Genomic DNA, 25,741 nt, shown 5'->3' with positions numbered 1-25,741 from the left:
GCGAAGCGCGGGCCCGGCGGCCTCGAAGAAGGGCACGGTCTGGTGAGGAACGCACGCTCGGCCGCGGCCGGGGTTCGCCCCGGACCGCGGCCCTGGAGCCTCGGGAAGCGGCCGGCGCGGGCAGGGGGACCACAGGCATGACCCTGCGCTGGACCCGGCGGCCCGAGGGCTCGACCTGGGGGGATTTCGGCCCCGACGACGAGCTGGGGCGCCTGAACCTGCTCACCCCCGAGAAGGTGCTGCAGGGCGTCGCCGAGGTGCGCGCGGGCCTGACCTTCTGCCTCAGCCTGCCGCTGGACCTGCCGGGCGGCAACGTCCTGAACCCGCGCCGCCACCCGCCCCAGATCACCCCGACCCGCCGCGCCGACGGCCGGCCGAACATGAACTTCCCGGTCTGCGAGGAGGTCGACGGCGCCACCGACGTGATCTGCGACGACCGGGCGCTGATCCACCTGCAATACTCGACGCAGTGGGACTCGCTCGCCCATGTCGGGTCGCTGTTCGACGCGGACGGCACGGGCGCGACGCCGACCTACTACAACGGCTTCCGCGGCGGCCGGGACATCGTCGGTCCGAGCGCGCCGGAGGCGGCGGATCAGCCGTCCCGGGCGAAGCGCCTGGGGATCGAGCGCCTCGCCGAGACCGGCATGCAGGGCCGCGCCGTGATGATCGACCTGCGCGCCCATCTCGGCGACACCAAGACCAAGGTGGGTTACGACCAGCTCGCCCGGATCCTGGAGGCCGATGGCGTCGTGATCGAGCCCGGCGACATGGTCTGCCTGCATACGGGCTTTGCCGAGCGGCTGATCGCCATGGGCGGCGATCCGGACCCGAAGCTGGTCCACAATCTCTGCGCCGGCCTCGACGGGCGGGACCCGCGCCTCCTCGACTGGATCACCCGAACCGGGCTCTGCGCGCTGATCGCCGACAACTACGCCGTGGAGGCCTATCCGGCGGGGCCCGGTCCCGCCTGCTGCGCGACGCTGCCGCTCCACGAGCACTGCCTGTTCAAGCTCGGGGTCAATCTCGGCGAACTGTGGCACCTGACGCCGCTGGCCGCGTGGCTGCGGGCCCATGGACGGAGCCGCTTTTTGCTCACAGCCCCGCCGCTGCGCCTGCCCGGCGCGGTGGGCTCGCCGACGACGCCGATCGCCACGGTGTGAGCACCGGGGCGGCCTCAGGTGCCGACCGGATCAGCCGAGGGCGGCGGGCGCGGCGGCGGCGCGCGGCGGATCGCCGACCGGCTCCGCGGCCGGCTCCGCAGCCGGCTCCGCAGCTTCCTGGGGCGGCCCGGGACGGAGGACGGCGCGCTCGCGGAAATGCGGGATGGCCGCCTCGAACACGGCCTCGGCGGCGGCCCGGTCGCCCGCCGCCACGGCGTCGCGCAGCCGCACCACCCAGCCGTCGAGCCGGGCCCGGTCGGCGAAGACCGGCCGCGCCGCCATCACCCCGTCGATGCCCGGCAGGGCGATCCGGGGCTCCTCGCGGGCGAACAGGATCTCGTTGAGCCGCTCGCCGGGCCGGGCGCCGGTATAGGCGATCTCGATCTCCGCGCCGGGCTCGAAGCCGGCCAGCCGGATCATCCGCTCGGCGAGGTCGGCGATCCGCACCGGCTGGCCCATCTTGAGCACGTAGACCGCGGCACGCTCCGCGCCCGCCCGGGCCTCGCCGTCGGCATGCGAGGCCGCCGTCAGCACGAGGTCGCAGGCCTCGCGCACGGTCATGAAGTAGCGGACCATGTCGGGGTGGGTGACGGTGACCGGGCCGCCCCGGGCGATCTGCGCCTTGAACACCGGCACCACGGAGCCGGCGGAGCCCAGCACGTTGCCGAAGCGCACGGCGATCAGCCGGGTCGCGTGGTTCGGCCTGACCGATTGTTCGGCGTCGAGGGCCTGGGCGACCATCTCGGCGAAGCGCTTGGTGACGCCGAGCTGCGAGACCGGCTCGATCGCCTTGTCGGTGGAGATCATCACGAGCGCCCGGGCGCCGGCCGCCACCGCGGCCTCGGCCACGTTGATCGAGCCGAACACGTTGGTCTTGATGCCCTCCTGCCAGTCCCGCTCCAGGTAGGGCACCTGCTTGAGCGCGGCGGCGTGGAGCACGTAGTCCGGCCGGAACGCCGCGATCACCGCGTGCGTCCGCTCCCGGTCGCGGATATCGGCCAGCACGCCGGTCACGTCCGCCTCCGCGGCCAGGATCGCGGGGTGGCTGAGGATGCCGTGGAGGGCCGGCTCGGAGGATTCGAGCACCAGAACGGCGGCGGCCCCGAAGGCCACGGCCCGCAGGCAGATCTCCGAGCCGATCGAGCCGCCGCCGCCGGTGACCACGACCCGGCGTCCGGCGAGGAACGCCTCCAGGCGCGGGCGGTCGATGGCGACGGTCGGCCGCAGCAGCAGATCCTCGATCTCGAGCGGCGCCAGTTCCGGGCCCTGCACGCCCTCGCCGAGACCGACGACGCGGGCGAGGGGCAGGCCGAGGCGCCGGGCGCGGGCGATCAGGTCGTCGGGGGCCGCCTCGGGCACGAGGGCGCTCGGAGCCGCCACCAGCCGCCGCACCGGCGCGCCGCGGTTCGCGAGGTCGGCGACCACGCGCTCGAGATCGGGGAACCCGCCCAGAACCGGAACGCCGCGCATGAACTGGCCGCGCTCGTCCGCCCGGGGCGACAGGATGCCCCGCGGGGCGAGCTTCTTCACGGAGCCCGTCTCGATCGCCCGGAGCAGCACGTCCATGTCGGCGCCACGGCCGAGGAGCAGGGTCGGGACGGTGGCGGCCCGCGCGCTCGTCTGCCGGGAGCGGGTATCCTTGAGGTAGCGGAACGCGAGCCGGGTACCGCCCAGGAAGAAGATCTGCAGGACCCAGTACAGCAGGATCGCGATCTTGCCGAAGAAGTAGAAGCCGTACAGGTCGGACGAGACCAAGACCCAGTCGGTCACCAGGAGCGCCAGCGCCAGGACGCTGGCCGCCCGGACGATGCCGGCGAGATCCTGCAGCGAGGCGAAGCGCCACTTGGTCCGGTAGAGCCGGAACCGGCCGTAGACGAGGCCTGCGAAGACCAGGAACGGCGGCAGCAGCAGGGGCAGGGCGTGCAGGCGCTCGGCGAGCATGCCGCCCTGGAAGCGGAACAGGAAGGTGAGCACCACGGCGGCAGCGGTCGCCGCGAGGTCGTGGGTCACCATCACCGCGGTCTTGTAGAGGCGCTGCTGCATCGGGTGCCGGATGGGATGCCGCGGGGTATCCGCCGCGGCACCGGCCCTGTCAACGCGCCGCCCCGGCCCCGCGCCACACGGACGCGCGACCGCTGGGCGTATTACCTGCCGAGACTGCCGCCGAACCCGGATTTGAAATTCTTCTGATAAGTGCGCCCTTTCACCGGGTCGGCCTTGTCGACCATCAGAATTTTGACGCGCTCATTGAAGTCTTCCGTGGTCACGGTCTGTGCCCGACCGGTGATCAGAATTCTAGCCATCTTCGCCTCCGCAACATCGCCCAGGGCACAGGATCGCGCGGAGGGTCTGTTTTACTTGGTGTGTGGCCAGCCGATTACAATCGGAGCAGCCTCAGAATTGCCAGGCTTAGGTCAGCGCCCGGGCCGCGGCGCCGGCCGCATCGTCCACACGGTCGATGTCCGGGGCCTCGATGTGCCGGTACCGCGCCTGAATCAGCCCGAAGGCACCGAAAGCCGCGTGGCCCGCCGCGGCGAGCCCGAGCAGCACCCAGCCGTAGGGCTGGGCCCGCAGCAGCGCGAAAGCCTCGGACAGGCCCTTGGCATCCGAGGAGCGCTGGTGCCACGCCGCCGCCACGAGGAACCCGCCGATGATCAGGAAGGCGAGGCCCCGCGCCGCGTAGCCGAACCGGCCGATCGGGCCGGCCCAGCGGTCACGGGCTTGCGGGTCGATGGCGAGTCGGTCGGTGACGTCGCCGCGCCAAGCCTTGCCGAGGAAGCCGAAGCCGCCTCCGACGACCGCGAGGCCGACGAGGGCCACGAGCCAGCGGCCGAAGGGCTTGCTCAGGAGCCACGCGGTCCCGTCATGCACGCCGTCGCCGCCGCTCATGCCCAGGCCGAGGCTGAGCGAGGCCGCGCTGGCGGCGAGACCGAGATAGAGCACGGCGCTGATCAGGTGGGCGCCGCGCACGGCGAGGCCCTTGGCCGAGGTGCCCCGCCGGTCGGCATCCGTGATGCCCTCGACGAGGCGCCAGAGGGCGAATCCGGCGAGACCCAGGGCGATCAGGCCGACGATGGCCGCGCCGAACGGCCCGGCCATCACGGCGCGGAGCGCGTCCTTGCTGTCCCCGGCCCGCCCGCCATGCCCCAGGGCCGCCAGCAAGGCGAGGCCGCCGACCACGATGTAGACGACACCGCGGGCGCCGTAGCCGAAGCGGGCGATGCGCTCGATCGTGTTGCGGCCCCCGGGAAGCGTCCTCATCGGCAGACCTGGGAAGCCGGGATACGGATGTTCGTCACGGGCTGCCTCGATGAGCGACGTCCTGAGCGACGTCCGGTGACGCTGCACCTCGTCAACGCCCGGCGGCCCGCGCGCGATCCGTTGCCGGCGCAGAGTTCCGGCCGCCTACATCGGCGTCCGCTCGGCCCGGCCCGTGAGCGCCACGTAGAAGCCCAGCCCGTCCTGGGCCGGGAGGGTCTGCAGGCGCTCGATCAGGCCGCGGCGCTTCGCGTCGAGGAGCAGGCGGCCGGCCGGCTGGAACAGGGTCTCGCCCCCGCCCTCCGGCGGCGGATCGAGCCGGATCGCCACGGTCTTGCCCTTGGCGAAGCGGCTGCGCTCCAGCATGTCCTTGAGGGAGGCCTCGGCGGTCGCCCGGTTGGCGCCGCGCAGGTCGAGCACCGACTCGGCGTCGGTCACGCCGAGGGAGCCGCGCAGCTTGGCCGCGTAGAAGTCTTCGAAATGGGGCAAGTCTCGGTGCCTTGATGCGTCGCCGTTCGATCAGGTGGGGTGCGGGCGCTCAGAAGGCGAGGCCGCGGTAGATGTCGCGCACCGGCACCGCGCCGTCGAGTTCCGGCAGCGGCACGGTGCCGTCGAGCCCGAGGGCCGCGACGCTCCGGTCGTCCCCCGCGCGCCGCCAGACCTCGACCCGTGCCGCGTCGGAATAGACGATCGGCAGCACCGCGAGGCGCGGCACGGTCCGGCAGGTATCGATCTTGCGGCCGCGGTCGAGCCTCATGGTCGCGGGAAGGAGCACCTCGGCGACGAGAAGCGGATCCGTGGCATCGCCCTCCGGCAGGGGCGGCCCGGCCCGCACCACCACATCGGGGACCGTCGCGAAATTGTCCCTCGCGGCGCGGGGGATCCCGAGATCCGGCATGGTGCGGCAGCCCCTGCCGTCCGCGAGATCGCCGATTCGTCGGATCAGGTTGGCGACGATCGCCCGATGCCGCTCCCGCGGCGGCGCCATCAGCACGGGTCCGCCGTCGAGCAGCTCCCGACGCTCGTGCGCGGGCCGGCTCTCCACCCAGAGCCTGAACTCGGACACATCCATCCGCGCGTCGCGCTTCGCGGTCAGAGCCATCGCCGATCCCCGATCCCGACCCGATCGTAGCACCGGGGCGGCCGGCCGCAACAGCGCCGGCTCAGAAGGTCATCCGGGCGCGTCATCGTCGATCGCGGCGCTGCGGATCGCGAGCCCCGGATAGGCGCCGCAGCCCCGTTCTCGGGCCATCGCGTCGAGACTTCGGGCAACCGTTGAGAACGATCCGTCGATGCCGCGCGCGGCCACGCCTTCAGCACCGTCGAGGACGTCCCCGCGCCCCTCGTCCCAGCACGGCTTCAGCCAGCGCATGTCCTCGGCGACGCCCATGCGCGCGTCGCGCTTCACGGCCAATGCCATGGCGGCCTCCGAGCGCGACGCGGAGGCTCGCACGATGCGGCCCTCCAGGGGGCGGACTCAGTCGGCTCCAAGCCGGGCCGTCGCGAAGGTCGCGCCGGCGTCCAGGAAGCGCTGCGGATCCACCGGCGCGCCGTCGATGCGGGTCTCGTAATGCAGATGCGCCCCCGTGGAGCGCCCCGTCGAGCCGACCGAGCCGATGACGTCGCCTGCGGCCACGCGCTGCCCCGGGCGCACCCCGATGCGGGCGAGATGGCCGAACCGGGTGGTCAGGCCGTGGCCGTGGTCGATCTCGACCATGTTGCCGTACCCGCCCGCAGCCTCGGCGGTGACGACCCGGCCCGGCGCGGTGGCGCGGGCGGGCTCGCCGTACTCCGCCTTCAGGTCCAGCCCGGTATGCAGGGCGAGGCCGCGGGTGAAGGGGTCGAGGCGCGTGCCGAACGGGCTCGACACGATCGAGGCCCCCCGGATCGGACGGGCCAGGGGCAGGGTCGCGGCGACCCGGCGCAGGCGCTCGCCGTCGTCGAGCGTCCGCCGGGCCAGCGCGAGGCCCTCCGCGAAGCCGCTGCCGTCCAGGGCGCGGCCATTCAGGGGGACCAGCGGGCCGCCGAGTCCGGCGGCCGGCACGGTCGCATCGAAGCGGTCGGGATCGAGGCCGGTGCGGCCGATCAGGCCGCGCAGCCCCCGCACCGCGTCCCCGGCCCGGGCGGCCAGTCGGGCGAGGCGCTCGCCCTGGGCCGCCTGCAGGCCGTCGAGCCGGGCCTCCAGCCGGATCAGCCCGGTCTCCGCCTCGCGCGCGCTCCGGCGGGGCAGGGGCTCGATGGCGGACCGCGCCGGAGCCGGCCCCTCGGTCGGACGCAGGAGAAGCCCGTCATAGCCGCCGCTGCGCGGTCCGTCGGACCGGTCGGGCAGGGCGCCGGTGGTGGAGGGCTCGGACAGGGCCTGCCGCTCGAGGTCGCCGAGAGCCGCGGTGCGCCGCTCCAGCTCGGCCTGGCGCTCCAGGGCGGCCGCGACCCGTTCGGCCAATCCCGCCTCGCTGCCCACCCTGTCGCGCCGGTCGCGGTCGAGGCGGTCCTGCAACTCGCCGATGCGCGCCTCGTAGGCGTCGCGCAGGGCGGCCTGCCGGGCGACGAAGCCGGCGAGCACGTCGTCGTGGAACACGATCAGGTAGGAGGCGCCGAGCGCCCAGACCAGCGCCAGGGCGAGGCCGGCGGCAAGCCAGGGGGCCGGCCGGCGCGGCCTGGGAAGCATGTGGAACTTCGGAGGATGCATCGGGACGGCCCCGGGGGAGCCGCCATTCAGACCTCAGTAGGGTTAAGGATCCGTCGCGGGCCGGATAGTCCGGCCGGTCAGGGCAGGGCGCGGGCGGCCGTCAGCACGGCCTCGGCATGCCCCGGGACCTTCACCTTCGGCCAGATCTTCGCGATACGCCCCTCGCGGTCGACCAGCACGGTGGTGCGCTCCACGCCCATGTACTTGCGCCCATACATGCTCTTTTCGACCCAGACGCCGTAGGCTTCGAGCACGGCCTTGTCCTCGTCGGCGGCGAGCGGGAAGGCGAGTCCGTACTTGCCGCAGAACTTGTCGTGGCTCTTCACCGGGTCCGGCGACAGGCCGACGACCCTGGCGTCCGCCTCCGCGAAGGCCGGCAGGAGACCGTTGAAGTCCTGCGCTTCCAGCGTGCATCCGCTCGTGTCGTCCTTCGGGTAGAAGTAGAGCACGACTTTGTGACCTTTGAGCGCGGACAATCCGACGCGCCCTCCGCCCGAGGCGGGAAGGTCGAAATCGGGGGCAAGATCCCCTTCTGACAGCGGCATCGTGCCTTCCTTTCGGCCGATTGATGATGTGCAACCGATCTCGTGCGCGGCCTCAAGCGATTGCGCCGCGCACGTCCGAGCCAAGCCCGGAGTCGCCGCCGCTGTAAAGCGCGGGCGTGCTTCGATCCACCGGCCGCGGTGCCCGAGGGTGCCGCGCGCAGAGCCCCCGGAACAAGGGTCCCGATGGCGGACGAGACAACGTCGGCAGGCAGGCCTCGGGGGCGGGCGCGGCGCGTGGGTGGCTTCTGCCTCGTGAGCGCCCTCGCGCTGGTGCTGCTCCTCGGCGCCGGTGTCGGCCTCGTGGCCCTGCGCCTGTCGAACGGGCCGCTGCAGATCGACGGCCTGTCGCGCCGCGTCGCCGCCGCCGTGGCCGAGCGGATCGGGCCCGGCTGGAGCATCGGGCTGCGCGGCAGCAGCCTGGAGCTCGACCGCGAGAACGCCCTGAGCCTACGCTTCTCCGGCCTCGACATCCGCAACCCGCAGGGCGACCTCGTGGTGCGTGCGCCCCTGGCGCTCGTCAGCCTCGACCTCTGGGGACTCCTGCGGCTCAACGTGCAGCCGCGCTCGATCGAGTTCCGCGAGACGCAGACCACCGCGCTGCTGCACCGGGACGGCTCCATCGCCTTCGCGGCCTCGGAGGCCAACCACCCGGTCGATATCGCGCCGCACACGCCGCCGAGCGTGGACGGGGTGCGCGGCACCGTCTCGCCGCTCTCGGCCGCGATCGCGTCGATCTTCGGTGTCGTCCTCGATTCGGGCGGCGTGGTCGGCGCCCTCGACCGCGCCCGCGTCACCGACGCGCGCCTGCGGCTGATCGACGAGGACGGCCACGAGCGCGCGGTCTTCGCGCGGGTCAACGGCCTGTTCGGGCGCGATCCGGTCAACGGGACCCGGAACTTCGAATTGCGGCTCGACGGGCCGCACGGCGAGTGGCGCTTCGGCGGCACGCTGCGCGACGACGCGGACGGGCAGGAGCGCTCGGGCGTCATCACCCTCGACGACCTGCCGGTCACGGATCTCCTGCTGCTCTCTGGCCAGTCCGGCATGCCGCTGACAACGGACCTGAAGGTCTCGGCTCGCGCCGACGTGAGCCTGACGGCCGGCCGCATCCGGACCATGAACGCCAAGCTCCATACCGGCGACGGCACGTTCCTGATCGAGGAGAAGGACTTCAACCCCGTCACCGTCGAGAGCCTCGACGCGTCCCTGGACTGGGACGAGGCCAACCGCGTGATGTCGCTCACCGGCCTGGATTATCGCGGGGCCGGCAACGCCGTGCACCTCACGGGGACGTGGAAGGGCAACCCCGCCGACGCGAGCACGGCCTGGACCGCGACCCTCGCGAGCCGCGACGCGACCTTACGCGGGGCGACCCCGCAGGACGCGCCGGTGAAGATCGACGCCCTGGACGCGCAGCTCTCCGGCCGCGACGGCGGGATCGCCATCGACGCGCTCACCCTGTCGGGCCCCGGCGTGAAGGGCTCGATCACCGGCACGATCGGCACCACCGCCGACGACGGCGGCCTGACGCTCCACCTCGCCGGCCACGACGGCGAGGTCCGCACCGGGCTGCGGCTCTGGCCGGAGCACATCGCGCCGCCGGCCCGCACCTACCTGGTGGACCAGCTCCGCCGGGGCCGGGTCGATTCCGTCGACATCAAGGTGAGGATGTCGGGCCTGGTCCTGGCCGCCGCGACCCGGGGCGACCCGGCCCCGGACGACGCGGTCCATATCGACTTCCACGTCTCGGACGCGGCCATCGACGTCACCGCCGACGCTCCGCCGGTCACCAAGGGCAACGTCACCGGTGTCATCACCGGGCGCTCGACCACGGTGCGCAACGTGACCGCCGAGGTCCACGGGCCGGACGGGCGCGGGCTCGCCATCACGGACGGCAGCTTCGTCATCCCGCAGATCACGCCGGACCGGGTCGTGGCGCAGATCGGGATGCGGCTCTCCGGCGGCGCCGACGGCATGGCCTCCGTGCTCCAGGCCAAGCTGTTCAAGAGCGTGATGAGCGTCGACCTCGACCCCGCCACGATCAAGGGCAGCGCCGACCTGCGCGTCGACTTCCCCCTCGATCTCAAGCACATCCCCGACCTGCCGGACCTGCCGGTGACGCTGATCGGCACGCTCGCCGACCTCTCGGTCGACAAGGTGATGGGCCGGGACAGGCTCGAGTCGGGCAAGTTCAACCTCGCCTACGACCGGGGTGCCTTCACGCTGAAGGGCGACGGCCGGGTCGCGGGCGCCCCCATGTCGGTCGACCTGCGCCAGCCGAAGGTCGGGCAGCCCGGCGAGGCGGTGGTCAACGTCTCGCTCGACGAGGCGGTCCGCGGCCGCAAGGGCCTGCCGACCGCGCCGCAGCTCACCGGCACGATCCCGGTCCGCGCGGTGGTGCCGATCGGCCGGCCGGGATCCGGCAAGCCACCGATCCGGGTCGAGGCGGATCTGGCCAAGGCCGGGATCGACGGGCTGATCCCGGGGCTCACGAAGCCCGCGGGCAAGCCGGGGCGGCTCAGCTTCACCCTCGTCGACAGCGGCCAGAGCTTCGACCTGCGCGACTTCGCCCTCGACGCGGCCCCCGCGAGCGCGCGCGGCACCGTCTCGATCACGCCCGAGGGCGGCCTGGAGCGGGCGGATCTCACCAACGTCAAGCTCTCCCCCGGCGACGACCTGCGCGTGAGCCTCGACCGGACCGGCGGCGGCTACAAGGTCGTGGTCCGGGGCGCGGTGGTCGATGCAAGGCCGTTCCTGAAATCCCTGGGCGCCCCCGATCCCAAGGGCGGCCGGGATGCGAAGGACGCGAACCCGAAGGATGTCGATGCCGACATCCAGGTGCCCATCGTCACCGGCTTCAACGAGGAGGCCCTGACCGGCGCCAACCTGAAGCTCGCCCTGCACGGGAAGACGCTGCGCGCCGCCACCATCACCGGGCGGTTCCGCGCCGCGCCCTTCGCCGCCACGGTCACCCGCGGCGAGCGCGGCGTGCCGACGCTCGCGGTGGACTCGGCCGATGCCGGCGCGACGCTGCGGTTCGTCGACGTGTACCGGCGCATGTATGGCGGCCGGCTCAATGCCGGGATCGGCCTCAACGACGGTCCGCAATCCGGCGTCGTGCAGATCCGCGACTTCATCCTGCGCAACGAGCCGGCGCTGTCGAGCATCATGGCGCAGGGCCCGGAGCCGACCGACACGGAGACGGCCCGCGGCCGCCGGGTCGCCCCGGGCCGGGGGGCGGGCGACGTCAGCTTCGATCGCATGCGCGCAAACTTCGTGCGCACCGGCACCCGCGTCGATTTCAGCGACGCGGCGATCTCGAACGCCGCCATGGGCTTCACCCTGTCGGGCTGGCTCGATACCGGCCGCGAGCGCACCGACATGACCGGCACCTTCGTGCCGCTCTACGGCCTGAACAACGTGGCCTCGCAGCTGCCCCTGCTCGGGCCGCTGCTCGGGGGCGGGCACAACGAGGGCCTGTTCGCGGTCAATTTCCGCGTCTCCGGCAAGCTCGCCTCGCCGGACGTGAGCGTGAACCCGCTCTCGGCGATCGCCCCGGGCTTCCTGCGCAAGCTGTTCAGCGCCGGCGGCGGCCCCTTCGCGGACGGGATGCAGGGGGTCCCGCAGCAATAGGGCGGGCAGCCCGGAAGAGCCGCCCGCCCCGGTCTCACGCGCGGATGAAATCCGCGATCACGGCCGGTGCCGCCGCGTCGAAGCCGACCACGTCGAGCATGCCGGGATCCGCCGGGTCGGCGATGCTGAAGCCGTTGGCGACCAGCCCCACGACCACCAGCTTCGCCGGGATCCCGGTCTTCTCCCGGTACGCCCGCAGGGCCTGGACCGGGTGGACCGGCCCCGCCCAGGTCTCCGAGTCCGTGTAGACCACGAACGCGTCGGCCTTCACGCCCCGCTCCAGCGCCCAGCGCATCGGCAGGGCGCAGTCGGTGGCGCCGAACGGCAGGTCGGCGGTCGCCCGCACCGCCTGATCGAGCCGCATCGACGGGCCGATCGCCAGGGGCGTCAGACCGTCGGTGAAGCCGAGCACCTGCCAGTGCTCCTCGGTCGCCGCGGTGACGAGCGCCATCGCGGCGGCCGCCTCCCGGGCCGTGAGCGTCGAGCCCACGACCGTGCTGGCGCCCATCGAACCCGAGACGTCCAGCGCCAGCACGAGGCGCCGGCCCGTGGGCTCCACCGCGCTGAACGCCGTGTAGAACGCGGCGTTCAGCGCCTCGACGATCGCGGCCACCGGCTCCCAGGCGAGCGTGCCCCGCTGACCGCGCCCGGAGGCGTAGGTCTTGAGGGCCAGCAGCAGCGCCATCGGGGGGAGGCGCGCCCGGAGGATGCGCTCCCGGTCCGACAGGACCGACCGGACATGCTCGGTGCCCTCCGAGAAGGGCGCGAGCACCCCCGCGGCCGTCAGGCGGCCGAGCTGGCGCACGAGGGCTCCGACCGGCATCCGCTCGATCAGGGCCTCGTTCACCGCGCGGCTGCCCATCAGCCCGGTCGGCAGCGCCTCCCAGGGCAGGCCGTGCGAGCGCACCAGGGCGGCGGCCACCGCCCCGTCGATGCCCTCCGCCTGCACCTGCGCGAAGGCGTGGACGATCCCGGGGGCGGCCTCGGTCACGGTGCCGCGGCAGATCCAGTCGAACAGCGCCTTCCGGGCGGGCTCCTCCGTCTCCGGATGGGCCAGCCGCAGCAGGTCGCGGTGCGACCAGCCCTGACGGGCCCGGTACTTCACCGCCTGGAAGGCCAGGGCCTCCACGGGCTTGGCGCAGTACCAGCCGCCGACGGCCCGGCGCAGGCCCCGGCCCCAGCCGCGCATCGCCTCGACGGACGCGGCGAACTGGAACAGGTGGGTGCCGGTGCGGCAGACCCGGGGCAGGGCCGCGAGCGCCGCGCGCCGGGTCGCCAGATCCGCCGAAGCGGCCGCCAGCGCCAGGGCGAAGATCGCCGGATCCTGCTTCGGAGCCCGGCCGCCCTCGCTCACCGCCACGATGGCGGCGACCGCGCGGGCGCCGTCCTGCGCGATGCACCGCTGCACGGAAGCCGCGTTCTCGGCGGTCAGGGCGCGCGGGCTCGCGTAGTACGAGCCGCCCTCGGAGCCGAGCACCAGGAAGCGGTCGAACCGCGCCCAGTCGCCGACCGCGAAGGCGTGGCCCCCGGCGGCGTTCGGCACCGTGTCGGGGATCGGCTCCGCCTGCGGGGTGGCTCGGAGCCGGAACATCTGTGCAAGCTTCGTCATGGCGGGCTCCTCTCTGTCTCTCCTCTCTCCATCGCGGCCGATCGCCGGCCGGTGGCGCGTTTCGGCGCGCGCGGACGGGCGGGGGACGCGGCCGCAGCGCGTCGTCCTCCGCCGCTGCCGGGCGGCCGGTCTCTCGTGTCGTCGGGGGCGGGTTTCCGTCCGGCTGTGGGCGTGGCGGCGACGAAGGGCTTGTCCGATGCTCTGCTTGAGCGACGGGCCTGACGGCCCGGCGGGACTTGCACCCGCACCCCTCGGATCCCGAGAACCTTCGTCTTCCGGCCCGCGTCCGGGCGATGCGGTCGTGGCGTGAGGAACGGTGTCTGGGCGCTCTATCCGGGCTGAGCTACGGGCCTCGCGGCCCGGCGGGATTCGAACCCGCGACCTCCTCCTAGGTCAGGATAACCGTTCCTCTCCGGCCCGCATCGTCGGTCGGGATCCGCGCACGGTCGGCTCCACGGTCGTCTCGCGGGGCCCTGCGGTCGTGGTGTCGGGGACGGGCATGAGCTCCGGCGACCTCGCGGCCCCCGGCGGGGATCGAACCCGCAACCTCCGCGGGACAAGCCCGCGGCGCTCTACCGATGATAACCGTCCCCTGCCGGCCCGCAGGGTCCTCGAGACGCGCGTGGGAACCGCGTCAGCGGCGCCGGGCTCCGCCCGGACGCGCTCAGCCTCTCGGGCCGAGAGCCCCGCGATACGACCGTAACGGTCGCATCAGCCCGGGACGGGCGAACGCCGCGACGCCGATTCCGTCGTGCTGTTTCATGCCAGGCTCCGTCCGAACGGGGCTGCGGGTGACGCGGGCGTGTCGATGAGGCTCGGGGGGATCCGTGACAGGGATAACCGAGCGTCTCCGGCCCGCGCCGGTGAATATCAGAGGTCTGCCGGTCATGTCCGATCGAGGCGTACTGGGCGTTTCACCCCCGCGGCTCGCCGGCCGCGGACGTCCCAAGGGTGCGATAACCTCGGATCACCGGCCCGGCAGGCCGATGGCGGGGTGGATACGGCCGCGCTCGACCTGCGTCAACCGGAAACTTGAAAATTCTTTCAGTTCGGGCGATGCCGGAGCCATGATCACTGCCGCCCAGATCCGCGCCGGCCGCGGACTTCTCAAATGGACGCAAGGGGTTCTCGCGAGCCGCGCCGCGGTCTCCGTCGTCACCCTGAACATGATCGAGAGCGAACAGGTCCAGCCCCGCAACCGGACCCTCGCGGCGATCCGCACGGTCCTCGAAGGGGCGGGCATCCGCTTCGTCGGCGACGATCAGGAGGGATACGGGGCCATCCTGCGCCCCGCCCCCGCCCCCGCGACCGGATCCGGGGACGGGCCGGCACAGAAAAGCCCGGCGCGGCGGACCGCACCGGGCTGAACCCGAAACCGACCTGCGCGGCGGGCTACTTCTCCACGAAGGCCTTCTCGATCACGTAGTGACCGGCCTCGCCGTGGTTGCCCTCCTCGTAGCCGCGGCCCGAGAGCAGCTCGCGCGTGTCGCGGATCATGTCGGGGCTGCCGCACAGCATGAACCGGTCGTTCTCGATCGACATGTCCGGCAGGCCGATATCCTCGAACAGCTTGCCCGAGACCATGAGGTCGGTGATCCGGCCGCGATTGCGGAACGGCTCGCGGGTCACGGTCGGGTAGTAGATCAGCTGGTTCGAGATCATCTCCCCCAGGAATTCATGCTTGGGCAGCGTCTCGGTGATGGTCTCGCCGTAGGCGAGTTCCTGCACCTGCCGGCAGCCATGGACCAGCACGACCTTCTCGAAGCGCTCGTAAGCCTCCGGATCCTTGATGATCGACAGGAACGGCGCGAGCCCCGTGCCGGTGCCGAGCAAGTAGAGGTTCTTGCCCGGCAGGAGGTTGTCGAGCACGAGGGTGCCGGTGGGCTTCTTGCCGACGATGATCGGGTCGCCGACCTTGAGGTGCTGGAGCTTCGAGGTCAGCGGGCCGTCCTGGACCTTGATCGAGAAGAACTCCAGTTCCTCCTCGTAATTGGCCGAGACCACGGAATAGGCGCGCAGCAGCGGCCGGCCCTCGACCTCCAGGCCGATCATGGTGAACTCGCCGTTGCGGAACCGGAACGCCGGGTCGCGGGTCGTGCGGAACGAGAACAGATTGTCGGTCCAGTGGTGGACCGACAGGACGCGCTCCTCGTAGAACTTGCTCATCGACGGATCAGCCCTCGAATCCTCTGATGCTCGGCTCACGGTCCCGACGATTCGGGGGCCGTGGTTCGGCGGATCCCCGCCGCCCCGCTCGGGCGGGGGTGGATCCTCGACGAGAGAGCCCGCCCGGATCCGGATGACACACGCGCGCTGCTTCTTTCGCAGTTGCAGCACGCCCGTCAAGGCGCGCCGGGATCACACTCGCGAAAGAAGTGAACGGCCTGGAATCGTTCGAATATTTAGCGTCTTCGCGGAAGGTCTGCAGCACCGCTCCGGACATGGGAGGGTTGCCGCCCGCCGGGCCTCGCGCGGCGCGATCAGCCGGCGGTTCCGAGGTGGAGCGGCTTCAATCCCGCCTCGATCTCGGCCCGGCGCGGCTCAAGGAACGGCGGCAGGGCGAGGCGGTCGCCCAGGGTCTCCAGCGGCTCGTCCGCGGTGAAGCCGGGCCCATCCGTGGCGATCTCGAACAGGATGCCGTTGGGCTCGCGGAAGTAGAGGCTGCGGAAGTAGTAGCGGTCCACCGGCCCGCTGGTCGGAACCCGGGCGGCCTTGAGCCGGTCGGCCCAGCCGCCGTAATCCGCATCCGGGATGCGGAAGGCGACGTGGTGAACCGCGCCCGCGCCCTGGCGGGCCGGCGCGGACCGATCGGCCAGGAGCTGGACCTCCGCGGCCGGGCCGCCGGGCCCCATGGCGTAGACCGCCACCGGCCCGTCGCCCGTCTCGAAGACGCGGTCCCGACGCATGCCGAGCACCTCGGTCAGCACCGCGGCGGTGCGGGCCGGGTCCGGCACCGAGAGCCGGATCGGGCCGAGGCCGCGGATCTGGTAGGCCGCCGGCACCGGCGAGCCGTCCCAGGGATGCTCCGGCCCGGTCCCGCCGTCATCGACCAGGGCGAGGCGCTGACCCTCCGGATCCTCGAAGTCGAGGGTGAGGCGCCCGTCGCGCAGGGCGGGCTCGGCCTCGACGATCCCGGCCTCGCGCAGCCGGGCGTGCCACCAGGCCACCGCGCCCTCGCCGGGCACACGCAGATGCGTGCGGGTGATGCTGTTGGAGCCCCGCCGCTCCGGGGGCGCCGGCCAGTCGAAGAAGGTGATGTCCGTGCCGGGGCTCGCCAGCCCGTCCGCGTAGAACAGGTGGTAGGCCGAGACGTCATCCTGATTCACCGTCTTCTTGACGAGGCGCAGGCCCAGCGTCCCGGTGTAGAAGGCGACGTTCTCGGCCGCGCGGGCGGTCACCGCCGTGAGGTGATGGAGGCCGGTGAGGTGCATGTCGATCCGGGGGTTGACGCCGATGCGTCTCAGGTAGGGATCCCCGCCGGCACTGCGAGCACCGAGGCTTCCGGGCCGATCGACATCGCGTCGGAAGGCGCCTCGTCCGGGCGCAATCCGGTCCGGAGATGCCGACGCCGTGCGCGGGGACTGGGACAGGTCTTCCAGCCAGCCGTGCGGGCCCTGGACAACACCTGGAGGCTGAACGATCGACGATCGTTCAGCCTCCAGGATGAAGGGTTGGAGCGGACGGCCTCGCGGTCGACCGCCGCGATGGTCCGCTCCGAAAGCTCAGAGCCCGACCGGACGGCCGGCGGCGACCACCAGCATCTTGCCGTCCGCGAAGGTGCGGGCGGCGGCCCGGCGGATATCCGCCTGGGTCACGGCCGAGACCATGGCGTTGCGGCGGGCGATGTAGTCCATGCCGAGCTCCTCGAAGGCGATCTGCACCAGCTGGTGGGCGATCTTGGTCGAGGTGTCGAAGCCCAGGGCGTAGGAGCCGGTGAGGTAGTCCTTGGCCTTCTGCAATTCGTCGTCGTCCGGCCCGTCGGTGATGAGCCGGCCGATCTCGTCGCCGATCACCGACAGCGCCTCGCCGACGCGCTCGTTCTTGGTGGCGGTGTAGCCCCAGGTCATCGCGGCGGACCGGTGGCTGACCAGGGAGGTCCCCACCGAGTAGGCCAGCCCGCGCTTCTCGCGCACCTCCTGGAACAGGCGGGACGTGAAGGCGCCGCCCCCGAGGATGTGGTTCAGCACGTAGGCCGGGATGAAATCCGGGTCCCGCCAGGGCACGCCGGCCATGCCGAACCGGATCACCGACTGGGGCACGTCGAGGTCGACGACGATGCGGCGGCCGAGATCCTGGACCTCGGTCCGCGGCACCGCCTTCAGCGCCCCGGCCTCGGGGAGCGCCCCGAAGGCGCGGTTCAGACCCTCGGCGAGTTGCTCCGCCCCGATGGCGCCGACGGCCGCAACCTTGACCCGGCCGCGCCCGATGATGCGGGCATGCATCTCCAGCAGGTCCTCGCGGGTGATCGCCGCGACGCTCTCCACGGTGCCGGAGGAGGGTCGGGCGTAGGGGTGGCCGGCGAAGGCCTCCTTGAAGAAGCGCCGCGAGGCCAGGACGCCCGGATCGTTCTGCTGGTAGCGCAGGCCGGCGATGATCTGGGCCCGAACCCGCTCGATCGCGTCCGGATCGAAGCGGGGCTTGGCCAGCGCCAGGGCGAGGAGAGCGATGCCCTCGTCGGCGTGCTTGACCAGCATCTTCAGCGAGCCGCCGACCGCGTCGGCGCCGGCATGGAAGGACAGTTCGATGGCCCGGGCGGCCAGCCGCTCCTGGAACAGATCGGAGGTGAGGTCGCCCGCCCCTTCATCGAGGAGCCGCGCCAGCATCTGGGCGCAGCCGGCCTTGCCCGCCGGGTCCTGCGCGGCGCCGCCCTCGAAGGTGAAGGCGAGGGCGATCATCGGCACCACCGGCGATTCGACGTGCCACGCCTCGATGCCGGGGGCGGTCGTCACCGGCAGCGCCGTCGTGGGCGACGTGGCGGCGGGGGCGGCGGTCTCGACCAGAGTCTCGGCCAAGCTCATGGGAACCTCTTGTCTCTTTCTCGGGCGACGGCGGAGCGGGCCAAGGCTCCCGTTCGGCACACGCCCCGTGCCGGCCCTCCGAGGGCCGGGCGGGACGCGCCCGGGGCTACTCGGCGGCCATCGCGACCGGGGCGTCCGGATCCTGCGCCTTGGTCAGGTAACCGGTCACCGAGCGGGCCGGCGTCAGCCAGCGCTCGGCGGCGGTCTTGAGGCGGTCCTGCGTCACCCCCTCGATATCGGTCGGCCAGCGGCGGACCTCCTCGATGGTCTCGCCGATCGCGAGCGCAGACCCGTAGATGCGCGCCAGCGACGACTGGCTGTCGGAGGAGTACACGGTCTCGGCCACGAGGCGGGTCTTGGCCCGCTCGATCGCCTCGGCGTCCAGGGCCTCGGCGGGCGCGCGGCGCAGCACCTTGTCGACGGCCTCCTCCAGCTTCTCCAGCGGCACGCCCTCGGCGGGCACCGCGTAAACGGAGAAGCGGGTGTCGTCGATCGCCGAGCCCATGTACCAGGCGCCGGCATTCACCGCGAGGCCGCTCTCCATGACCAGCTTGCGGTAGAGGTAGGAGGTCGAGCCGCCGCCCAGCACCTCGGCGAGGAGTTCCAGGTCGTGGCAGCCGCCGTCGCGGGCGGTGATGCAGGAGGGCGTGAGGTAGAGCCGCTGCAGGGTCGGCTGCTCCACCTTCGGGTCGGCCACGGCGACGCGGCGCAGCGCCTTCGGCTCCGGCTCCCGCGCCCGCAGGCGCTCCGGCCGGGCGCCCTGGGGCGTCACGCGGCCGTAGGTGTCCTCGGCGAGGCGACGCACCTCGTCCGGGGTGACGTCGCCCGCGACCACCAGGATGGCGTTCTCGGGGGTGTAGAAGCGCTTGTAGTAGGCGAGCGCATGCTCGCGGTTCAGTCCCTCGATCTCGTGCATCCAGCCGATGATCGGGATGCCGTAGGGATGGTGCACGAACAGGCCGGCGGCCATCGCCTCGGAGAGCTGCGCGGAGGGGTCGGTCTCGACCCGCATGCGGCGCTCCTCCAGCACCACGTCGCGCTCGGGCGCCACGACGGCATCGTCGAGGACGAGGCCGCTCATCCGGTCCGCCTCGAACGCCATCATGGTGCCGAGATGATCCCGGGCGACCCGCTGGAAATAGGCCGTGTAGTCGTAGCTGGTGAAGGCGTTCTCCTGGCCGCCCAGGCCCGACACCGCCTTGGAGAAGGCCCCGACGGGGTGCTTCTCGGTGCCCTTGAACATCAGGTGCTCGAGGAAGTGGGCGATGCCCGACTGGCCGAGGGGATCATCGGCTGAGCCGTTGCGGTACCAGATCATGTGGGTGGCGACGGGGGCCCGGTGGTCGGGGACGACCACCACGTCGAGGCCGTTGTCGAGGGTGAAGGCCGTCACTTCCGGTCCGCCCGCCTCGGAACGCCCGAACGGCGCGGCCTCGCCCCGGCCGGCGCTGCCGCCGAAGGACGAACCCGGACGCAGCGGGAAGAGGTGGGGCGTCGCCTTCCTGAACAGGTGCATTCCGCTTTCCTTCTGCCGGCCCCGGATCGAAGCGTTCCACGACAGGACGCGTTCGTGGTTCGGGGCCGTCCTGGTCTCCGGTGGGCAAGAGCCGTACCGGGACGATCATCTCATGTTGCCATGCCGCGTCGTCGTTGCAACGGCGACACGGCGCCCCCGTCACTGCTGCGCGCGCTTCCGGAGATACGCGCCGGGATCCGCCTCTTCGCGTTCGCGGCTGGCGTTGTTGATCGGGTCGCTCGACGGCGGGCGGGCCAGCTTCTTGGGCGACTGGCGGTATCCGGTCGGCGGATCCGTGAGCGTGTCGCGGCTCGGCTCGATGTCGGACGGCTCGGCATTGGCGCTCTTGCCCTTCAGGAGCTCGAAGGGGCTGAGCAGGCTGTCGTCGCGGTTGTTGTCGCCGGGCTTCCGCTCGGCCGTGGTCGTGAGGCCCGCCCCGGCGCGGCGGCCGCCGCGCATCTCATCCACGGAGAGCGTCGCGTTGTTGTCGTCGTAGCGGCCCTGGGCCTGGGCGCCCCTGGGATTACGCCGCTCCACGGCGGCGCGCTCGCGCTCGACGATCTCGGGATCCTTCGGCCACGCGGTGCTGGTGGAGCGCGCCCGGGGCTGGGGCAGGGCCTTGCCGTCGATCTTGGGCGGCATCACCAGCGGCGGGCGCTCGTGATAGTCGATCGGATCCTGGCGCTTCTCCAAGAGGCCGATCCCCGACAGCGCGTCGCGCATGAATTCGCCGCGCTCCTGCGCCTGCGCGGTGCCGGCGCAGAGCGGGGCCAGGACGACCGCGGCGGAGAGGAGGGGACGAAGCCTGCTATGCCCGGTCATGCTGCCTCACGGGTTCCGGACGGAGCGTCCGGCTCTGGGATGACCGCGGCGCGGCCTGATCCGACGGGTTCCGGCCTGAGACCGGTTTCCGGCGATCGTATGGCGCCTTGGCCACGTTGCGCCAGGGCAGGCATGCAGGTGGACCTGTGTGTTGCGCGGATCACAGGCGCGGCGCGGGGTCGCCCTGCGACGGAAGCGGCCGCTCCTTGCGGCTGTCCGGGGACAGGCTGTCGAGGATCAGGCCGATCACGCCGGCCACGATCGCCGCATCGGCGACGTTGAACACGTACCAGGACCAGCCGCCGGCATGCAGGTGGACGAAGTCGAACACCGCCCCGTAGGCGGCCCGGTCGATGGCGTTGCCGAGCGCCCCGCCGACGATGAGCCCCAGGGCGACGCCGAGGAGCCGCGAGCCGGCCCGGCGCATCCAGATCCCGAGGCCGATCGCGGCGGCGAGCGACAGGACCACGAGGAGCCAGCGCCCGATCCCGCCCTCCTGCTGGAACAGGCCGTAGGAGACGCCCCGGTTCCAGACCACGACGAAGTCGACGAACGGCGCCAGCCGCCAGGGCTGGGTCAGCACGAGGTCGGTGCCGAAATAGAGGCCGAGCTTGGAGGCCTGGTCGAGGACCAGGGTGAGGAGGAGGGCCAGAAGGCCGGCGCGGAAGGGGGTCACGGGCGCCGACCCCGCGACCCGTGCCGTGCGGGCGCATCGCCCTCTCCCCTCTGCGGGGGAGGGTACCCTGCGCAGCAGCGGGAGAGAGGGGAGCGACGGCGCAGAGAAAGGCTGTGGGCTTCAAGACGGTCGCGCCGCGACCGGAAGCCGGGCTCCCCTCTGCCGACCCTCGCGGACGCGAGGGCCACTCTCCCCCGCAGGGAGGAGAGGGAGAGCACCGTCGCGCGCCTCTTCACGCCGCGCTCGCCTCCGGATGCGCCGCGTCCCACTCGCGCAGGGCCCGGGCGTCGCGGGGGGTCACGTCCGGATAGTCCGGATCGCTGCCAACGCTGGGGCTCACCCGCCAGGAGCGGGCGCATTTGCGCCCCTCGGCCGGGCTCGGCACCACGGCGACGCCGCGGATCTCGTCGAGGCGGAAGGCGTCGGCCGGCCCCTCGCCCGCCACCACGGTGATGTCCGAGGTGATGCAGGTGTCGGCGAAGTCGCAGCCCTCGAGCGCGGCGAGCAACTCGGGATCCGCGACGTAGACAAGCGGGGCCGCCTCCAGGCTCGCGCCGATGCGCTTCGCCGCGCGCTCGATCTCCAGGGCGCCGGTCACGACCCGCCGCACCCGCCGGATCTTGTGCCAGCGCTCCGCGAGGGCGGCGTCGAGCCACGCGGCCGGGGTCTCCGGCAGCGTCTGGAGATGCACCGAGCCGTCCTCGGACGGGTAGCGGTCGAGCCACGCCTCCTCGGCCGTGAAGGCGAGCACCGGGGCGAGCCAGATCGCCACCCGCCGGAAGGCCTCGTCGATCACCTGCAGCGCCGCCCGGCGGCGGACCGAGGAGATCGGATCGCAGTACAGGGCATCCTTGCGGACATCGAAGTAGAAGGACGACAGGTCGCCGGTCATGAAGCCGTTGAGCAGCGCCACCACCCGCTTGGTGTCGAAGGCCGCGTAGGCCTCGCGGATCTCGCCGTCGAGCTCGGCGAGCCGGTGCAGGATCAACCGCTCCAGCTCCGGCATGTCCGCGTAGGCCACGTCGTCGCCCTGAACCCGGTGGGCCAGCGAGCCCAGCATCCACCGCAGGGAGTTGCGCAGCTTCCGGTAGGTCTCCGCGAAGGTCTTGATGATCTCCGGCCCGATGCGCAGGTCGTCGGTGTAGTCGGAGGCGGCGACCCACAGGCGCAGGATGTCGGCCCCCGAATCCTTGATGACGCTCTGCGGCGCGACGACGTTGCCCTTGGACTTCGACATCTTCAGGCCCTTGCCGTCGAGCACGAAGCCGTGGGTCAGGACGATGTCGTAGGGCGCCCGGCCGCGGGTCCCGGCGGATTCGAGCAGCGAGGACTGGAACCAGCCGCGGTGCTGGTCGGAGCCCTCCAGGTACATGACCCGATCCTGGCCGCCGTCGCGGACGCGCGTCACTCCGGCCAGGCCCGGGAAGGCCTCCGGATCGTCCAGCACGAAGGCGTGGGTCGAGCCCGAATCGAACCAGACGTCGAGGACGTCGGTGACCTTGTCGTAGGCGGCCGGGTCGTGGTCCGGTGCCAGGAAGCGCTGGGCGGCGTCGTCCTGGAACCACGCGTCGGCGCCCTCGGCCGCGAAGGCGTCGCGGATGCGGGCGTTGACGCGCTCGTCCTTCAGGATCTCGGCCGTCTCCCGGTGGACGAACACGGTGATCGGCACGCCCCAGGCGCGCTGGCGCGAGACCACCCAGTCCGGCCGGTTGGCGACCATGCCGGTGATGCGGTTCTTGCCCTGGGCCGGCACCCACTGGGTGTCGTCGATGCCCTGGAGCGCCACCTCGCGGAGCGTCCGGTCGCCGAGCAAATCCACCGGCCGGTCCATGGCGATGAACCATTGCGGCGTGTTGCGGAAGATCACCGGCTTCTTGGAGCGCCAGGAATGCGGGTATTGGTGGCGCAGCACCCCGCGGGCGATCAGCGCCCCGGCCTCGGTCAGCGCGGCGATGACCGCCTTGTTGGCGTCGCCCTTCTCGCCCTTGGCGGTGAGCACGCGGGTGCCGGTGAAGCCCGGGGCGGCCTCCGTGAGCACGCCGTCCGCATCCACCGTGTAGGGGATGGTCGTGTCGATGCCGCGCTCGCGCAGCGACCGGCCGCTCGCCATCCAGAGCTCGAAATCCTCGCGGCCGTGGCTCGGCGCCGTGTGGACGAAGCCCGTGCCGGACTCGTCCGTGACATGGTCGCCGTCGAGCATCGGCACCGCGAAGCCGTAGCCGCGCTGGGCCAGGGGATGGTCCAGGGTGAGGGCGGCGAGCATCGCCGGGCTCACGTCGCCGACGCGCGCGAACGCCTCGACGCGGGCGGCCTTGAACACGGTCGCGGCCAGGCTGTCGGCGAAGACATAGGTCTGGCCGGGGGTCGCCCAGTTGTCGGCCGGCGCCTCGGTGACCCGGTAAAGGCCGTAGGCGATCTTCTTGGAGTAGGCGACCGCGCGGTTGCCCGGGATCGTCCAGGGGGTGGTCGTCCAGATCACCACCCGGGCCTGCGCGAGATCACCCTCGGCGCCGGACCGGATCGGAAAAGCACAAAAAATCGTGTCGCTGACGTGCTCCTCGTACTCGACCTCCGCCTCGGCCAGCGCGGTCTTCTCCACCACCGACCACATCACGGGCTTCGAGCCGCGATAGAGCTGGCCGCTCATCGAGAACTTCATCAGCTCGTCGGCGATCACCGCCTCGGCCGGGTACGCCATGGTCGCGTAGGGATGGTCCCAGTCGCCGGTGACGCCGAGCCGCTTGAACTCCTCGCGCTGCACGTCGAGCCAGTGGGCCGCGAAAGTCCGGCATTCCTGCCGGAACTCGATCACCGGCACGTCGTCCTTGTTGCGGCCCTTGGCGCGGTACTGCTCCTCGATCTTCCACTCGATCGGCAGGCCGTGGCAGTCCCAGCCCGGGACGTAGTTGGCGTCGAAGCCGAGGGCGGTCTGCGAACGGACCACCACGTCCTTGAGGATCTTGTTGAGCGCCGTGCCGATGTGGATGTTGCCGTTGGCGTAGGGCGGGCCGTCGTGGAGCACGAATTTCGGCCGGCCCTGGCCGCCGGCGCGCAGCTTCCCGTAGAGGTCCATCCGCTTCCAGCGCTCGATGAACAGCGGCTCGCGCACCGGCAGGCCGGCGCGCATCGGGAACTCGGTCTGCGGCAGGAACAGGGTCTTGGAATAGTCGCGGGCGGGCGCGGTCTCGGGGGTCGTCATCGGATCTCGCATCGGCGGTCGGGCCGGCGAAAGGCCGGCGGAATCGGGTCAGGCGGCAGGAGGATCCCGGACCTCCGCGCGGCCGCGCCGAAGCGGGCCCTCAGGCGGAGGCCGGGCCGGTAATTCGGATCGGGCGGCCGAAGCCGCGCAGGGCGCGCGAAGCGTGCATGACCCGTTCTCTATCAGCCGCTCCGGCCCGAGGCCAGCGGCAGCGCGGATCACGCGCCCGTGACCGCGAATGGGACCAATCGGCGCCTGAACCGTTGAACAGGCACATCCTCCGCGCCCCGAGGCGGCGCGGAGACTCCCAGACCGTATGACCGGAGCAGACCCATGAAGAAGCTACTGATCACGACCCTCGCCCTCGCGCCCCTCGCCTTTGCCGGCGCCGCGCAGGCCCAGGGCACGGCCCGCGGCGCCCAGCGGGGTGCCGAGGATGGCGCGGCTGCGGCCGGTCCTGTGGGCGGGGTCGTCGGTGGCGCGGTGGGCGCAGCCACCGGCACGGTCGGCGGCGTGCTCGGCACCGATCCGGATCCGGCCCGGCGTGCGCGCGAGAACCGCCGCGAGGAGCGGATGGAGCGCCAGGAGCGCATGGGCCGCTGACCCGATCCGTCACCGGACCGTCCGGCCGCCTCAGGCGGCCGGACGCGTGTCCCGGCGGATCGTCTCCTGCGCCAGGAGATACAGGCCCGAGCCGACGACGATCATGGCGCCCGCCACGGTCCAGCGGCTCGGAACGTCGCCGAACAGCAGGAAGCCCAGCGTCACCGACCACAGCAGCTGCGTGTAGATGAACGGTGCCAGCACGTTGGCCGGGGCCCGGGCATGGGCCATCACCAGCAGCCAGTGGCCCAGCGTCCCGAACAGCGCGACCCCGAACAGCAGGGCCCAGTGGGTCAGGCTCGCCGGGCTCGTCCAGATCCAGGGCAGGAGCGGGGCCATCAGCGCGAGGCCCGCGAGCCCCGTGTAGAACATGGTCGTGGCGGTCGAATCGTAGGCCGCGAGCTTGCGCGTGATGATCGCGTAGAAGGCGTAGACCACGACGTTGGCGACGCACAGCAGCGCGGCCGGATGCATCCCGCCCACGCCCGGGCGCACGATCACCAGCACCCCCAGGAAGCCGACGCCGATCGCCATGAGCCGCGCCCGCGACGACCACTCGCCGAGCAGCGGCCCGGCGAGCAGCGCCACGGTGAGCGGCGCGGCGAACTGGATCGAGATCGTCTCGGCGAGTTGCAGGTAGCGCAGGGCCAGGAAGTTCAGGGCCGTGGAGGCGAAGAGCAGCAGCGAGCGGACGATCTGCAACGGCAGCCGCCGGCTCTTCACCACGCCCGGCGTGCGCACCGGGTTGATGAACAGGGAGATCATGGCGACGCTGGCCGCGTAGCGCATGAAGGTGGTGACCAGCGGGTCGACGCCGGCCCGCGCCAGGGTCTTGCCGCAGGCATCGAGGCTGGCGAAGAAGGCGACGGCCCCGCACATCAGCGCGATGCCGACGATCCGTCGGCGGCCGGCGAGGTCGACCTCCGGAGCGGCGCGCGGCGCGCCGATGTCATCGGGGACGGAGGTCGCGACCTGCGTGCTCATGCCTGACCCATCTCGGTAGAGGCCGG

21 protein-coding genes and 2 tRNA genes are annotated in these 25,741 nt (G+C 72.3%); 4 read left to right on the top strand and 19 right to left on the bottom strand.

Going from position 1 to position 25,741, the window contains the following annotated elements:
- Positions 1-137: 137 nt before the first annotated feature.
- Positions 138-1,163, top strand: a complete 1,026-nt coding sequence (locus tag ABIC70_RS05915; protein WP_354439186.1) for a cyclase family protein — start codon at positions 138-140, stop codon at positions 1,161-1,163.
- A gap of 30 nt (positions 1,164-1,193) precedes the next feature.
- Here the strand turns inward: ABIC70_RS05915 and ABIC70_RS05910 are convergent, their stop codons facing one another.
- From ABIC70_RS05910 to ABIC70_RS05875, 8 genes are all read right to left on the bottom strand, one after another.
- Positions 1,194-3,206 (bottom strand): SDR family NAD(P)-dependent oxidoreductase, encoded by a 2,013-nt coding sequence (locus ABIC70_RS05910; RefSeq protein ID WP_043757009.1) that lies wholly within the window; start codon positions 3,204-3,206, stop codon positions 1,194-1,196.
- A gap of 101 nt (positions 3,207-3,307) precedes the next feature.
- Positions 3,308-3,466: a hypothetical protein gene (locus ABIC70_RS05905; protein WP_164706392.1), complete on the bottom strand. Its 159-nt coding sequence runs from the start codon at positions 3,464-3,466 to the stop codon at positions 3,308-3,310.
- 106 nt (positions 3,467-3,572) lie between these two features.
- Positions 3,573-4,424 (bottom strand): DUF1206 domain-containing protein, encoded by an 852-nt coding sequence (locus tag ABIC70_RS05900; protein WP_043345966.1) that lies wholly within the window; start codon positions 4,422-4,424, stop codon positions 3,573-3,575.
- A gap of 144 nt (positions 4,425-4,568) precedes the next feature.
- Complete coding sequence (locus ABIC70_RS05895; protein ID WP_043345965.1) at positions 4,569-4,910, bottom strand: hypothetical protein; 342 nt, start codon at positions 4,908-4,910, stop codon at positions 4,569-4,571.
- A gap of 49 nt (positions 4,911-4,959) precedes the next feature.
- Positions 4,960-5,523 carry a Uma2 family endonuclease gene (locus tag ABIC70_RS05890; RefSeq protein WP_354439183.1) on the bottom strand — a complete coding sequence of 188 codons (564 nt, stop codon included), beginning with the start codon at positions 5,521-5,523 and terminating at the stop codon, positions 4,960-4,962.
- 69 nt (positions 5,524-5,592) lie between these two features.
- Positions 5,593-5,841, bottom strand: a complete 249-nt coding sequence (locus ABIC70_RS05885) for a hypothetical protein (RefSeq protein ID WP_354439182.1) — start codon at positions 5,839-5,841, stop codon at positions 5,593-5,595.
- Positions 5,842-5,898: 57 nt separating this feature from the next.
- Entirely contained in the window at positions 5,899-7,110 is a 1,212-nt protein-coding gene (locus ABIC70_RS05880; protein ID WP_502915950.1) for a M23 family metallopeptidase, read from the bottom strand.
- Between the two features lie 77 nt (positions 7,111-7,187).
- Entirely contained in the window at positions 7,188-7,655 is a 468-nt protein-coding gene (locus ABIC70_RS05875; RefSeq protein WP_354439180.1) for a peroxiredoxin, read from the bottom strand.
- A 183-nt stretch (positions 7,656-7,838) separates the two neighbouring features.
- Here ABIC70_RS05875 and ABIC70_RS05870 point away from each other — a divergent pair, with 183 nt between their 5' ends.
- On the top strand, positions 7,839-11,288 hold the full coding sequence (locus ABIC70_RS05870; RefSeq protein WP_354439179.1) for a hypothetical protein: 3,450 nt from the start codon (positions 7,839-7,841) through the stop codon (positions 11,286-11,288).
- A gap of 34 nt (positions 11,289-11,322) precedes the next feature.
- On the opposite strand, the gene ABIC70_RS05865 is transcribed toward ABIC70_RS05870, so the two are convergent.
- The 3 genes from ABIC70_RS05865 to ABIC70_RS05855 form a co-directional block, all read right to left on the bottom strand.
- Positions 11,323-12,897, bottom strand: coding sequence for a TROVE domain-containing protein (locus ABIC70_RS05865; protein WP_354439178.1), 1,575 nt, complete (start codon positions 12,895-12,897; stop codon positions 11,323-11,325).
- A 221-nt stretch (positions 12,898-13,118) separates the two neighbouring features.
- Positions 13,119-13,250 (bottom strand) — tRNA-OTHER (locus ABIC70_RS05860).
- Positions 13,251-13,318, bottom strand: a tRNA-Ser gene (locus ABIC70_RS05855).
- Between the two features lie 646 nt (positions 13,319-13,964).
- Between ABIC70_RS05855 and ABIC70_RS05850 the strand changes: the two genes are divergently transcribed.
- Positions 13,965-14,264: a helix-turn-helix domain-containing protein gene (locus ABIC70_RS05850; RefSeq protein ID WP_354439176.1), complete on the top strand. Its 300-nt coding sequence runs from the start codon at positions 13,965-13,967 to the stop codon at positions 14,262-14,264.
- 25 nt (positions 14,265-14,289) lie between these two features.
- Here the strand turns inward: ABIC70_RS05850 and ABIC70_RS05845 are convergent, their stop codons facing one another.
- From ABIC70_RS05845 to ileS, 7 genes are all read right to left on the bottom strand, one after another.
- Entirely contained in the window at positions 14,290-15,063 is a 774-nt protein-coding gene (locus tag ABIC70_RS05845; RefSeq protein ID WP_043346916.1) for a ferredoxin--NADP reductase, read from the bottom strand.
- 314 nt (positions 15,064-15,377) lie between these two features.
- Positions 15,378-16,328 carry a ring-cleaving dioxygenase gene (locus tag ABIC70_RS05840; RefSeq protein WP_354439175.1) on the bottom strand — a complete coding sequence of 317 codons (951 nt, stop codon included), beginning with the start codon at positions 16,326-16,328 and terminating at the stop codon, positions 15,378-15,380.
- Positions 16,329-16,619: 291 nt separating this feature from the next.
- Positions 16,620-17,915, bottom strand: a complete 1,296-nt coding sequence (locus ABIC70_RS05835; RefSeq protein WP_043756983.1) for a M16 family metallopeptidase — start codon at positions 17,913-17,915, stop codon at positions 16,620-16,622.
- Positions 17,916-18,021: 106 nt separating this feature from the next.
- The gene (locus ABIC70_RS05830; protein ID WP_043346924.1) at positions 18,022-19,431 is read right to left on the bottom strand and encodes a M16 family metallopeptidase; all 1,410 of its coding nucleotides are present in this window, start codon (positions 19,429-19,431) and stop codon (positions 18,022-18,024) included.
- Between the two features lie 159 nt (positions 19,432-19,590).
- Positions 19,591-20,253, bottom strand: coding sequence for a hypothetical protein (locus ABIC70_RS05825; protein WP_043346925.1), 663 nt, complete (start codon positions 20,251-20,253; stop codon positions 19,591-19,593).
- Positions 20,254-20,413: 160 nt separating this feature from the next.
- Positions 20,414-20,929, bottom strand: coding sequence for a signal peptidase II (lspA, locus tag ABIC70_RS05820; RefSeq protein ID WP_043386857.1), 516 nt, complete (start codon positions 20,927-20,929; stop codon positions 20,414-20,416).
- 232 nt (positions 20,930-21,161) lie between these two features.
- Positions 21,162-24,128, bottom strand: coding sequence for an isoleucine--tRNA ligase (gene ileS, locus ABIC70_RS05815; RefSeq protein ID WP_354439172.1), 2,967 nt, complete (start codon positions 24,126-24,128; stop codon positions 21,162-21,164).
- Positions 24,129-24,461: 333 nt separating this feature from the next.
- On the opposite strand from ileS, the gene ABIC70_RS05810 reads away from it, so the two are divergent.
- A complete protein-coding gene (locus ABIC70_RS05810) occupies positions 24,462-24,731 on the top strand; it encodes a hypothetical protein (protein ID WP_043346930.1) in 270 nt (89 codons plus the stop codon).
- A 30-nt stretch (positions 24,732-24,761) separates the two neighbouring features.
- On the opposite strand, the gene ABIC70_RS05805 is transcribed toward ABIC70_RS05810, so the two are convergent.
- The gene (locus tag ABIC70_RS05805) at positions 24,762-25,715 is read right to left on the bottom strand and encodes a DMT family transporter (RefSeq protein ID WP_043346933.1); all 954 of its coding nucleotides are present in this window, start codon (positions 25,713-25,715) and stop codon (positions 24,762-24,764) included.
- Positions 25,716-25,741: the final 26 nt, after the last annotated feature.

Origin of the sequence: Methylobacterium sp. 1973, from assembly GCF_040545035.1 — a bacterium.
In the GTDB taxonomy this organism is placed as follows: domain Bacteria; phylum Pseudomonadota; class Alphaproteobacteria; order Rhizobiales; family Beijerinckiaceae; genus Methylobacterium; species Methylobacterium fujisawaense.
This window is presented reverse-complemented; position numbering and strand designations above follow the sequence as displayed.